The sequence below is a fragment of the Flavobacterium sp. GW821-FHT12A05 genome (genome assembly GCF_058807735.1).
The window spans coordinates 321968-335147 of the sequence record NZ_JBXAQY010000001.1 but is presented as its reverse complement, the minus strand read 5'-3'; the positions used below and the strand labels follow the sequence as shown (position 1 = coordinate 335147).

The window sequence follows — 13180 nt, the reverse complement described above, 5'->3', positions numbered from 1 at the left end:
CTTTGCTCCCGATAGCTATCGGGATTGCGGTTAAAAAAATTAGAACTTTAGAATTATCATTTACATTTAATTAAAAATGTCATGGGTAAAATAGGCGGATTTAAAGAATATAACAGAGCCGACGAAAGTAATTTAGCAGTAGCAGAACGCGTTTCGAACTACAACGAGTTTACTATTCCGTTAGCAAAAGATAAAATAAAAGAACAAGGTTCGAGATGTATGGATTGTGGTATTCCTTTTTGCCACAGCGGTTGTCCGTTAGGAAATTTAATTCCGGACTTCAACGATATGGTACATCAGGAAGAATGGCAAAGTGCATTAGAGATTTTACAATCGACTAATAACTTTCCTGAATTTACAGGTCGTTTATGCCCTGCTCCATGCGAAAAAGCATGTGTATTAGGAATCATTAAAGATCCTGTATCTATCGAAAACATCGAAAAAAACATTGTTGAAAGAGGTTTTGCCGAAGGATGGATTAAACCACAAGCACCAAAAACGAGAACAGGAAAAACCGTTGCCGTTATTGGTTCCGGACCTGCAGGTCTTGCAGCAGCTCAGCAATTAAACAGAGCGGGACACACCGTTACTGTTTTTGAAAGAGACAATGCAATTGGAGGTTTATTACGTTACGGAATCCCGAATTTCAAATTAGAAAAACAAATCATCGACAGACGAGTTGCTATTCTTGAAGCAGAAGGAATTACTTTTAAAACCAATGTAAATGTTGGAGTTAACTTTAGCGTAGAAGAATTAAACGCATTCGATTCTATCGTTTTATGCGGAGGAGCAACAGAAAGAAGAAGTTTACCAACTAAAGGAATCGAAAGCAAAGGCGTTGTTCAGGCAATGGATTTCTTAACACAGCAGACTAAAGTTTTATTTGGAGAATCAATTCCAGATCAGGTTAAAGCAACTGGTAAAGATGTAATCGTTATTGGTGGTGGAGACACTGGTTCTGACTGTATTGGAACTTCAAACAGACACGGAGCAAAATCAGTAACCAACTTTGAGATTTTACCAAAACCTCCAGTTGGAAGAAGCGAAACAACTCCATGGCCTTTCTGGCCGTTACAGCTAAAAACATCATCTTCTCACGAAGAAGGCTGTAACAGAAACTGGTTAATCAATACTAAAGAATTCATTTCTAACGATAAAGGTGAATTAACCGGATTAAAAACCGTTGAAGTGCAATGGAAAATGACTCCGGGTCAACGTCCAGAATTGATCGAAAAAGAAGGTTCTGAGAAAATCTGGCCTTGCGATTTGGCTTTATTAGCTCTTGGATTTACAGGTCCAGAGAAAACATTAAGCGAGCAATTAGGAATCGAAACTGATTTTAGAAGCAATTATAAAGCACATAACTATCAGACAAACGTGCCTCACATTTTCACAGCAGGTGATATGAGAAGAGGACAATCATTAATCGTGTGGGCTATTTCAGAAGGTCGCGAAGCAGCAAGAGAGGTAGATTTGTTCTTAATGGGCTCTACCAACCTGCCTACTAAAGGAAAAGGAGATTTACCGAGCTTATAATTAAGGTACTGAGGTTCTAAGATGCTAAGGTTCTAAGATTTTTTTCCTTGCATTTTAATAATCTTTTCCGATAAACAACATAACTACTAACAAACCCTTGAATACATTCAGGGGTTTTGTTTTTTTGCCACAGATTAAAAGATTAAATAGATTTTATTCGCCAATCTTGTCAAAAAACAATTTCACCAGCATTCAAAAATTAATTAAATTCGTGAATTCGTGGCTAAAAAAACTTAGTACCTTAGTATCTCAGAACCTTAGCCTCTTCAAAAAGGTTATAAAATTCCAAAAACACGAACTTTTTGTTTAAAATTAAACAATTTGTTATAATTTGTTATTTTTCTACAAATTATTTGTCAGTAGATAAAAGTGTAATAACTTTGCCCAAAATGATTTAAAAATGCAAGCAAAAGATTTACTGCAGTTAGCAGACCAATTTGGAAGTCCATTATATGTATATGATGCCGAAAAAATCCAATCTCAGTATACTAGGTTAACTAAAGCTTTCTCTAAGGTAGAAAACTTAAGAGTTAATTATGCCATGAAGGCATTGTCTAACGTTGCGATTCTTCAGTTATTAAAGAACATGGGGTCTGGTTTAGATACTGTATCAATTCAAGAGGTTTTATTGGGACTTCATGCTGGCTATGATCCTGACAAGATTTTCTTTACACCAAACGGAGTTTCTTTAGAAGAAATCGAAGAAGTTGCTGCAATGGGTGTACAAATCAATATTGATAACTTATCTATTCTGGAGCAATTCGGAACAAAATATCCACAAATTCCGGTATGTATCCGTATCAATCCACACGTAATGGCAGGCGGAAATGCTAATATTTCTGTAGGACACATCGATAGTAAATTCGGAATCTCTGTACATCAAATTCCGCATATCTTGCGAATTGTAGAGAACACAAAAATGAGCATCGTGGGAATTCACATGCACACAGGATCTGATATTTTAGATATCGAAGTATTCTTGTATGCAGCCGAAATCTTGTTCGATACCGCAAAAAACTTCAAAGATCTGGAATTTTTAGATTTCGGAAGCGGATTCAAAGTTCCTTACAAAAAAGACGATATCGAAACCGACATCGAAGAATTAGGTAAAAAATTATCAAAAAGATTCAATGCATTCTGCGCAGAATATGGCAGAGATTTAACCTTGATTTTCGAACCAGGAAAATTCCTAGTGAGCGAAGCAGGTCATTTCTTAGTAAAAGTAAACGTCGTAAAACAAACAACTTCAACAGTTTTTGCTGGTGTCGACAGTGGTTTCAACCACTTAATTCGTCCAATGTTGTACGGATCTTCACACCATATCGAAAACATCTCTAACCCAAAAGGAAAAGAGCGTTTCTATTCTGTTGTAGGTTACATTTGCGAAACCGATACTTTTGCCAACAACCGCAGAATTTCTGAAATTACCGAAGGCGATATCCTTGCTTTCAGAAATGCCGGAGCATACTGTTTCTCAATGTCTTCGAACTACAATTCAAGATACAAACCAGCCGAAGTTTTATGGATGAATGGTCAGGGAATCTTGATTCGCCAAGCCGAAACATTCGAAGATTTACTTAAAAATCAAATTCCGTTACCACAAGAAATTGCAGCTACGGTTTAAAAATAGAAAAAAAGAGAATATCACTTTAGTCCCGTTTCTTAATTGAGGCGGGATTTTTTTATTTTAGATTTCTGACTTTAGATTTTAGATTAATGCTTTGTCAGGCTGAGCGATCCCGAGGTTTCGGGAGAAGCCTACGCAAAGCAAATCGCCGAGATAGAACACAGATGACGCTGATTCGCTTCGCGAAAACGCGGATTAAAACGGATTTTCTCTTATAACTTCCTTCTAATGCTAGTAAGGAAAAACTTTGTCAAAGTTTGAAACTTTGACAAAGTTATACGCAATCATATTTCATACTGGTGCGAACTTATTTTAAACGCCAAACCCAACAGGTTTTAAAAACCTGTCGGGTTTACTAAATAATTTAAAACTTAAAAAAAGCGGCTTTTATAATTCTCCGCTGCCACAAGTCAGGTATTAATATAAAACCAAATAATCTAAATTTTTATCCGTCCTATAAAGTGCGTAAGCAAAAGTATTCACTGGAATTATTTTTATTAACTTGCATCAATAAAAAAATTTCAAAATGAAACCACAAATACGCATTCTGCTTTACTCAATCCTATTCTTTTTATATCTTACTTCTACTTCTTTTTTTCTTTCGCTGGGAGAAATATTAAAAACCGATCCTTACATCACTTTAGGTTGTGGCTTTGCAGGATTGAATCTTATTTATGCCTTTTTAGGGTTAAAGTGGAAACCGCTGCTGAATGTATTATCTGCTGTCGTAATTGCTGCTTTGGCTTTATTTCTGGCTTTAAAATTCACCAATCTGCATTTCTTTATAGATTACGATCCGTATCAGGTTAAAACTGCCATATTTGCCAATGCTGTTTTCTCTATTATCTTTTGGGAAATTGTGTATCAGGTAAAAATTAGAAAATCATAAATCTAAATAGCAAAACTCCCCAAATCTAAAATACCAAAACCATGAAAATTTCGATTGCCCTGTCGGCGTTATTAATGTTACTTACTACTACTGCATTCAGTCAGACGCTTGCTGATTTAAAACTAAAACCCAAAGAAATTCCAAAAGGATATACTAATAACGACGGTCAGATTTGTGTTACGCCGCAGGCTTGTAATTTTTATACCGATATCGAAACCTACAGCAACATTGTTGGAACGGTAAAAAGCAAACAAATTCAAAGTTTTAAAAATAGAGCCGACAGCGGTTCTATTATGTATTTTGAATTTGAACACGTTTTTAAAGGTGATAGATTTCTGCAAGGATTATTATGGGGAAAAGCCGGCCAGCCAACTGATGAACATCCGGAAGAATATCTGGCGAAAGGAAAATTTCTAATTATTTGGAGTTTTCGTCCTGACAGTCCTGTTAAAGAAAAATCAGAAACCAAAATTGAAGCGATTTTGCAATAAACAGTAAATTTTCTATTTATTATGAAAGCTCCAGAGGAGCTGCATATTTATAGCACAATTTATTTCTATCTACAAAAGCTCCAGCGGAGCGGCATAATTTTCAATAACACATGTCGCTCCGCTGGAGCTTGAAATCTATTGTATATAATTTCTATAAAATATTATGCTCCTCTGGAGCATTTTTATAAGTGCGCGAACATCTCGTTCGTGAGCAAAATGAATTCAAAAAATACATTCTCAATAATGTAAAGATGTGCTGCGGTGCGTCTCTACAAATTTCATTTCCTGCAACTTTCTTGTAAACTTTTTTTTATATTTTAGCTATTTCAAATAGTAATAAATTGCAATCTTAAACATGAAATTTAAAATTTTACTTTTATCTGCCCTTATTTTTATCTCTTGCAAAAAAGAACAAAAAACCGAAATTGAAACAACGCCAGTTACAGTAAAAGACACTGCTCAAATATCAGAACAAAAAGAAATTACAAAAAAAGAATCTGATACGATTGTAATTTCGGCCAAACATAAAACGAACAAAATTGTATGCGATTTAGACGGAGACGGAAAAAACGAAATTGTTGAGATTGTAAGAAGTACAAAAAATGATAAAAGCGGACTGAGAATAGTTTTTGGAAACGGAAATCGGACAGATTATTTCGGAATGGGAAATACGGTTCTTAATCAAGGTTTTGACGAAATTGACTGGGCCGGAATATTTGAAAAAGCATCGAAAGGAGAAATTGTCTGGAACAATGTAAATGAAGACGGCGAAATTATGGGAGATGAAGAAATAAAAGAAGAAGATAAAATCAAATTGCCAAATGACGGTATATTTATTCATGCTGATGAAAGCTGCGGAGGCGGCATTATTTATCTGAACAATGGAAAATACAATTGGATTCAGCAGGAATAAGTTAAATGTTATTATAAATTCTAAAATATTGAAATATGAAAAACACTTCAGAAATTGCAAATCGTTTTAGAGAAACCATTTTAAACGGAACCTGGATTGCTAATACCAATTACAAGGATCAACTGGAAAATTTAGATTGGAAAATTGCCGTAACTCCGGTAAAAAACCTCAATACCATTTCGCTTTTGGCACAGCATATTCATTATTACATTAACGGAATAAATAATGTCTTTAAAGGCGGACTGCTGGACATTAAGGACAAATTTAGTTTTGACTTCCCTCCTATCAATTCGCAGCAGGAATGGCAGGATTTTTTAGCTAAATTCTGGAATGCCACAGAAGAATTTGCCTCGTTTGTAGAACAAATGCCCGACGAAAATCTGGATCAGGTTTTTATTGACGAGAAATACGGAACTTACAAAAGAAATATTGACGCCATGATCGAACACAGTTATTATCATTTGGGTCAGATTGTTTTAATTAAAAAACTATTAACGGAATAAAAGCCAGATTAAAAGTTTAATCCGCTATATTTCTTATGAAAAATATACGTGTACTCTAGCCCCGATAGAGCCAATATCCTCGCAGAGATAAAGGCGAAAGCGGGAGTAAACGTTCTTCTGAAATTGTCTATTCTGCTCCTTAAAATATTTTAAAAAAAGGCATGGTTGTTGAAAATTAAAAAAGATATATTTACACCTTCAAACAGAATGCCATGCAAAAAATTACTTTTTTATTTTCTATACTATTTTTAGCTCTTTCTTCGTGCGGAGTTAAAACCACACAGTCTCTTTTAAGCGACGGCGATTACGACGGTGCAATAAATCGTGCGGTTGAGGGACTTCGAACTAAAAAAGATTCTAAAGGAAAACAGGATTATGTGTATTTGCTCGAAGAAGCTTTTGCAAAAGCCAAAGACAGAGATTTACGCAGTCTTGATTTAATGATAAAAGAGGCAACGCCAAACAATGCCGAACGTGTTTATAATACGTATTTACAACTAAGTAACCGTCAGGAAAAAATAAGGCCTTTATTGCCTTTGCCTTTATTAAAACTAGGGAAAAATGCGACTTTTGCTTTTGATGATTATTCAAATCAAATTATAAGCAGCAAAATTGCACTTTCGAAATATCTATATGAAAATGCTTCGACGCTTTTAAAATCGAAAAATAAACTGGATTTTAGAAAAGCTTATGATGATCTGGCTTATCTGGAAAGTATAAGTCCGAATTACAAAAACGCCAAGAAATTAATGGACGACGCTCAGTTTAAAGGAACTGATTTTGTCGATGTTTATGCCAAAAACGAAACCGATATGGTGATTCCGAAATTGCTTCAGGACGATTTACTGGATTTTAAAACCTACGGATTAAATGATAAATGGACGGTTTACCACAATGCAAGACAAAAAAATGTGGTGTATGATTACAGTCTTATTATCAATTTCAGACAAATTATTATTTCGCCGGAACAAATAAAAGAGAAGGAATTTATTAAAGAAAGACAGATAAAAGATGGTGTAAAAACGCTTTTAGACAGTCGCGGAAGACCAGTAAGAGACAGCTTAGGCAGAGAAATAAAAGTTGACAACTATAGAATACTTCGTGCTAATGTTTACGAATTCAGACAATTTAAATCGTGTCAGGTAACGGCAAAAGTAGATTATGTTGATTTAAAAACGAATGAACTTATTCAGACTTTTCCGGTTAGCAGTGAGTTTATTTTCGAAAATGTTTATTCGACTTACAAAGGTGACAGAAATGCCTGCGACGATAATTATATCTCTTATTTTAATAAACGCGCCGTTCCGTTCCCAAATAACGAACAAATGGTGTTTGATACGGGCGAAGATTTAAAAGCAAGACTTAAAGATATTATCGTTCGGAATAAATTTAGAAGCTAAATATCAAGCATATAAAAGACGCATTTTGCGTCTTTTTTTATTTCTGCCAATAAAAAAATCACAAAAAAACAATTGCGCAACCAAAAAGTTGCTTATATTTGCAACTGATTAGTTGCGTAAATTATATTTAAAATGAAAAGAGATATTTTTCAAGCCATTGCCGATCCTACGCGAAGAGCAATTTTAGTTTTAATTTCGGCCAATGCATTAACTCCAAATGCCATTGCAGAACAATTCAATACTACAAGACAAGCGGTTTCTAAACATATTAAAATTCTAAATGAATGTGAATTGCTCGACGAAAAAAAAATGGGCAGGGAAATTTATTACCAGCTCAAAATCGAAAAAATGAAAGAAGTTGACCAATGGCTCGAGCAATTCAAAAAAATCTGGGAAAGCCGTTTTAGTCAGCTGGATCAAGTATTAATCAATCTAAAATCTAAAGAAAATGAAAGCTAATCTATTAATGAATTTTACTGTAGACAAGGAAAATAATACCGTAAACATAAAACGAGAATTCGAAGCTTCGCTTGCAAACGTTTGGTCGGCATGGACAGAAGCAGAAATTTTAGATCAATGGTGGGCGCCGGCTCCGTTTAAATCTGAAACCACAATTATGGATTTTAAAGAAGGCGGACGCAGATTATATGCCATGGTTGGTCCCGATGGTGAAAAACGCTGGAGTTCTTTTGAATATACTTCGATTTCTCCTAAAACAAACTTTAAGCATTCGTCTACTTTTTGTGATGCCGAAGGAAATCCAAATTCAATTTTTGGGAGTTCGTATTGGGATTTAACTTTTTCTGAACAAGGCGATTTGACCGTTGTAGATATCGCCATTAAACGAGACAGTCTGGAAGAATTAGAAAAAATAGTTGCAATGGGTTTTAAAGAAGGAATCACGGCTACTATGAAAACCTTGGATAAAATTTTTGAAGCACAAAAATAAAAACAGAGTCAACAAAATAGTAATCAACTTAAAAATCTAAAGAATATGAAATCAAATCTTTTAATGAATTTTACTGTAGACAAAGAAAATAGTACTGTAATTGTAAAACGTGAGTTTGATGCATCGTTAGCAAACGTTTGGTCAGCCTGGACAGAAGCTGAAATTTTAGATCAATGGTGGGCGCCGGCTCCGTGGAAATCCAAAACAAAAACCATGGAATTTAAAGAAGGCGGCAGAAGATTATATGCCATGGTTGGTCCGCAAGGCGAAGAACATTGGGCAATTGCCGATTTTACTTCGATTAATCCGAAAACCAATTTTAAATATCTGGATGCCTTTAGCGACAGCGAAGGGAATTTAAATACTGATTTTCCGCGTTCTGACTGGAATGTAAATTTTAGCGAACAAGGAAATTCAACCATCGTTGATATCACCATTAAACACGATAAATTATCTGATTTAGAAAAGATTATCGAAATGGGTTTCAAAGAAGGTTTTACTATTGCAATGGAAGGTCTGGACAAGATTTTTGCAGAGAAATAAGAAAATTAAATCCTCAAAAAATGCGCATTTGTCTAAGACATTGCGCATTTTTTTTATTGCATAAATTAAAATAACATTTTACGGTTTCCCGTAATTTATTCAAGTGTTCAACTCCTATATTTGCCGTTCAAAAAAATAATAACAAATGCATACTTTTTCATTGAACTCCATTAAAAAGAATATTGCTTCCTTAACTACTTATATAAACTAAAAACCAATAATAATTACCTATTAATTTCAATGAGAAAACAATTTTTATTTCTTGTCTTAGCACTAATTGTAAGTGTTAATTCTTTTTCGCAAGTCATTTTTGAAAATGGCTATTTCATAAGTGAAAACAATCAAAAAACAAGCTGCTTAATCGAAAATATGGACTGGAAAAATACTCCTGTCAATTTTCGTTACAAACTAGACGAAAGCGGAGAAATTAAAACTGCTGATATTAAAACCATAAAAGAATTTGCCGTTAGCGGACAGTTTAAATTTATTAGCTCTGTTGTAAAAATAGACCGTTCATCTAAGAGAATTGAGTTCATGACAAAAGACAAGAATCCTGTTTTTAGCACTGAAAAACTCTTTTTACAAGTTCTAATGGAAGGAAAAGCTAATTTATATTTGTACAATGACGGAACTGTAAGACGCTTTTTTTATAAAACAGATAATTCTGAAATAAAACAATTGGTTTATAAAACCTATCTGGCAGATGATGATCATACGGCTAAAAACAATCAATTTAGAGAACAATTATTTATTGACTTAAAATGCGATGGGGTTTTAATGAACGAATATGAAAAACTAACTTATACTAAAAAAGACTTGGAGCGATTTTTTGCAAAATACAACAAATGCAGCGATTCGAACTTTGTAGATCTTGATGTAAAGGAGAAAAAAGATTTATTTAATTTAACCCTTAGACCTAGATACACCATTAGTTCATTGTCTCTTGAAAATTCTGAATATAATGTACTAAGTTTTGATTTTGATAAAAAATCAAGTATCAGTTTAGGAATTGAGGCTGAATTTATTTTACCATTCAACAAAGACAGATGGTCGGTTATTGTAGAGCCTACTTATCAATCTTACAAAGGAGAACAAACCATACAAACCAATCAGGTTGTTGGAGGAACGCTGACAGGAAAAGTAGATTACAAATCTGTTGAATTACCTGTAGGTGTGAGACGCTACTTCTTCGTTAACGACGCTTTTAAAATCTTTGCAAATGCTTCAATGATTGTAGATTTCAGTACAAATTCATCAGTAACTGTAACAAGAAAAGACGGTTCTCCATTAAATGAATTAGAAATTAAATCTGGAATTAATTTTGGCCTTGGATTAGGCTGCAAATTTAAAGATAAAGTTAGTTTAGAAGTAAGATATCAAACTTCAAGAGGTCTTTTGGCGGATAATCCTGTTTGGACTTCATCTTACCAAACAACTGCTCTTATTTTAGGTTACTCGTTTTTTTAAAAGAACTTTTAATCCAGATATAAAATTATCCCGTTTCTGTTCGAAGCGGGATTTTTTTTATATCCTTTCGGTATTGCTTAAATTCGTATTTTCGGTAATCTGAAAATAACGAGATCAAGTTTATGAATAAAATAAGTTTATATCTAGGTTTTCTTTCACTTCTGTTTTTTACTTCCTGCAAAGAAAAAACAGCAAAAGATCTTGTTACAGAATATCATAATGCAGGAAACCTAAATGGTTCTGTACTTTTAATAAAAAATGACTCTATCATTTGCGATACTGCTCTTGGGTATAGTAATTTCAAAGAAAAAGTACTTTTAAATAAAAATACCCCTGTTTATATTGCTTCGTTAAGCAAACCTTTTACTGCAATCGCTATAATGCTTTTACAGCAAAAAGGAATGTTGAACTATAATGACAAAGCATCAAAATATATCAAAGAACTGCCTAGTTATGCACAGCAAATAACGATCTATCAGCTGCTAACACATACTTCTGGATTAAAAGATTATGAAGGCATTTTAAAGCAAAATAAAAACTTAACGAACGAATCGGTTTTAAAATGGCTGCAAGGTTTATCTTCTCTAAACTTTCCGTCGGGAACTAAATATGAATATACTAACAGCGGTTATATTCTTTTATCCTTAATTATTGAAAACAGCAGCGGTAAAAGCTTTAAAGATTTTATTGAAGAAAATGTTTTGACACCATTAAAAATGGAACACACATTTATCTATGATGAAACTAAACCTGAAATTCCCAATAAAGCAACGGGATATAATAACGAAAAACAAATTGACGATTATAACCAGCTTACTACCGGCGACGGTGGTATTTATTCGACACCTTTAGATCTCTATAAACTAGATAAAGCACTACGAAATGGCACATTAATTAACAAAGAAAACTCCAAATTAATGTATGAAACACCACTCTTAGAAAATAAAAAGAAAGGCGAGTACGGATTTGGATGGTTTATTTTTAATGAAAAAAACACCAAAATCGCAATGCATACAGGAGGATTAAATGGTTTTAGAAGTTTGTTTTGGAGAGATTTAGATCACAACATTACTTTGATTGCACTTACAAATCAAGGTGATTCTTTTCCTGTTTATGACTTTTTAAACGATGTAAAAAAAGTGATCGATAAGCCGAAATAAAACAAATTGCTTCATTGTTGTTTAAAATTTGTAATTTCACTTTACAGAAAAACACTTTTTAAAACCTCAACAAAACCACAACTTTCTGTGGATTATTAAATACATTACAATGAATCGATTTCTTACGCTTGCCTTCCTGTTTTTTACTTCAACGCTTATTTTCAGCCAAAACAATAAATCAAAATCAACCGAAACTAGTAAGCCTTTTGTACTTGGGGTTATAGATGAAATTCAGTCTAAAGAATTAGGCGAAAAAAGAATTTTAAACATTTATCTTCCTGAAGGCTACAATCCTAAAGATGAAGCAAAATATCCTGTAATTTATTTATTGGATGGTTCTGCCGATGAAGATTTTATTCATATTTCGGGATTGGTGCAATTTAACAGTTTTGAATGGATCAATCAGGTTCCAAAATCTATTGTAGTGGGTATTGCAACGGTAGACCGAAGACGCGATTTTACTTTTCCTACTACTGTAGAAAATGATAAAACGAGATTTCCAACTACAGGACATTCAGATAAATTTATTGCTTTTATCGAAAAAGAATTACAGCCTTTCATTGACAAAAAATACAAAACAACCGAGTCTAAAACCATCATTGGCCAATCGTTAGGAGGATTATTAGAAACCGAAATTCTATTTAAAAAACCGTCTCTTTTTAATAAATATGTAATCGTAAGTCCAAGTTTATGGTGGAATAACGGTTCTTTGTTAAATACGGATTCTGAAATTTTTCAGGAAAACTTTAAACAGCAAATCGAAATTTATGTTGCCGTTGGCAAAGAAGGCCTTACTCCAACTGAGATTCCGAGAGTGATGGAAGTTGATGCTAATTTATTGGCAGAAAAAATAAAAGCTTCAAAAAGCAAAAATATCAAAGTTTATTTTGATTATTTCCCAGAGGAAAACCACGGAACAATTTTACATCCGGCAGTTTCAAATTCTTTTAAATTCTTTTATCCTCAAACAAAAGAATAAATGATTACAGATGAAAATAAATTAGATAATCCGGTTTGGAATTCACTTTCTGAGAGTCATCAAAAATTTGCTTTAGATTACAACGGAGTCCAATTTTATAATCCGGATTATTGTCCGTTTGGAGGATTTGTAAAGCTTGAAGATACTTTAGAAGCCACAACTGTATATGCTTCATTGTGTGGCAATTTCTTTATTGTTGGCGAAAAACCAAATCTCCCTGATACTTTAAAAATTGTAAAAGAACTGGTTTGCCTTCAAATGATAATTCATGAAAAAGTTCAACTGTCTTTTGAGAATGAAATTATCAGACTAACCGAAGAGCATAAGGAAGAATTATTGGATTTGGTCAATTTAGTACAACCAGGATATTTTAAAAGCAATACCTTTTTGTTAGGCAGTTATTACGGAATTTTCACTAATGGAAAACTAGTTTCAATTGCCGGCGAACGTATGAAAATGAATAACTTTACAGAAGTGAGCGCGATTATAACGCATCCCGATCATACCGGAAAAGGATATGCCAAACAACTGACTTCGTATGTTGTAAATAACATTTTTGATGAAGGTAAAATTCCGTTTTTACATGTTGTAGAAAGCAATCTTGGAGCGATAAAACTTTATGAAAAATTAGGTTTTATTACACGAAGAAAAATGAGTTTCTGGAATATTTCTAAAAATTTATAATCAATTATATTCCTTAATTAATAAAGAAAAAGAGCAGAA

13 protein-coding genes and 1 pseudogene are annotated in these 13180 nt (G+C 33.5%); all 14 read left to right on the top strand.

Translation table 11 applies throughout. The annotated features are described in order from the left end of the window. The first annotated feature begins 81 nt into the window (after positions 1–81). The 14 genes and pseudogenes from AC1RRQ_RS01205 to AC1RRQ_RS01140 all read left to right on the top strand — a co-directional run bounded on the left by AC1RRQ_RS01205 (position 82) and on the right by AC1RRQ_RS01140 (position 13141). A complete protein-coding gene (locus AC1RRQ_RS01205) occupies positions 82–1536 on the top strand; it encodes a glutamate synthase subunit beta (RefSeq protein WP_493020618.1) in 1455 nt (484 codons plus the stop codon). Positions 1537–1933: 397 nt separating this feature from the next. Further along, positions 1934–3160: pseudogene (gene lysA / locus AC1RRQ_RS01200) on the top strand (diaminopimelate decarboxylase); the annotation flags it as partial. A gap of 529 nt (positions 3161–3689) precedes the next feature. Next, positions 3690–4052, top strand: a complete 363-nt coding sequence (locus AC1RRQ_RS01195) for a hypothetical protein (protein WP_493020616.1) — start codon at positions 3690–3692, stop codon at positions 4050–4052. 41 nt (positions 4053–4093) lie between these two features. After that, entirely contained in the window at positions 4094–4543 is a 450-nt protein-coding gene (locus AC1RRQ_RS01190; RefSeq protein WP_493020614.1) for a hypothetical protein, read from the top strand. Between the two features lie 355 nt (positions 4544–4898). Continuing rightward, positions 4899–5456: a hypothetical protein gene (locus tag AC1RRQ_RS01185; protein WP_493020612.1), complete on the top strand. Its 558-nt coding sequence runs from the start codon at positions 4899–4901 to the stop codon at positions 5454–5456. Positions 5457–5491: 35 nt separating this feature from the next. Next, positions 5492–5959 (top strand): DUF1572 domain-containing protein, encoded by a 468-nt coding sequence (locus AC1RRQ_RS01180; RefSeq protein WP_493020610.1) that lies wholly within the window; start codon positions 5492–5494, stop codon positions 5957–5959. Positions 5960–6171: 212 nt separating this feature from the next. Further along, positions 6172–7359 carry a hypothetical protein gene (locus AC1RRQ_RS01175; RefSeq protein WP_493020608.1) on the top strand — a complete coding sequence of 396 codons (1188 nt, stop codon included), beginning with the start codon at positions 6172–6174 and terminating at the stop codon, positions 7357–7359. 132 nt (positions 7360–7491) lie between these two features. Then, positions 7492–7818: an ArsR/SmtB family transcription factor gene (locus tag AC1RRQ_RS01170; protein WP_493020606.1), complete on the top strand. Its 327-nt coding sequence runs from the start codon at positions 7492–7494 to the stop codon at positions 7816–7818. After that, complete coding sequence (locus tag AC1RRQ_RS01165) at positions 7808–8308, top strand: SRPBCC family protein (RefSeq protein WP_493020604.1); 501 nt, start codon at positions 7808–7810, stop codon at positions 8306–8308. The genes AC1RRQ_RS01170 and AC1RRQ_RS01165 overlap by 11 nt, the downstream gene beginning before the upstream one ends. A gap of 45 nt (positions 8309–8353) precedes the next feature. Further along, positions 8354–8851 carry an SRPBCC family protein gene (locus AC1RRQ_RS01160; protein WP_493020602.1) on the top strand — a complete coding sequence of 166 codons (498 nt, stop codon included), beginning with the start codon at positions 8354–8356 and terminating at the stop codon, positions 8849–8851. A gap of 240 nt (positions 8852–9091) precedes the next feature. Continuing rightward, positions 9092–10318 (top strand): outer membrane beta-barrel protein, encoded by a 1227-nt coding sequence (locus AC1RRQ_RS01155; RefSeq protein WP_493020600.1) that lies wholly within the window; start codon positions 9092–9094, stop codon positions 10316–10318. 122 nt (positions 10319–10440) lie between these two features. Next, positions 10441–11478 carry a serine hydrolase domain-containing protein gene (locus tag AC1RRQ_RS01150; protein ID WP_493020599.1) on the top strand — a complete coding sequence of 346 codons (1038 nt, stop codon included), beginning with the start codon at positions 10441–10443 and terminating at the stop codon, positions 11476–11478. A gap of 109 nt (positions 11479–11587) precedes the next feature. Then, entirely contained in the window at positions 11588–12457 is an 870-nt protein-coding gene (locus tag AC1RRQ_RS01145) for an alpha/beta hydrolase (protein WP_493020597.1), read from the top strand. Further along, positions 12458–13141, top strand: coding sequence for a GNAT family N-acetyltransferase (locus AC1RRQ_RS01140; RefSeq protein ID WP_493020595.1), 684 nt, complete (start codon positions 12458–12460; stop codon positions 13139–13141). Positions 13142–13180: the final 39 nt, after the last annotated feature.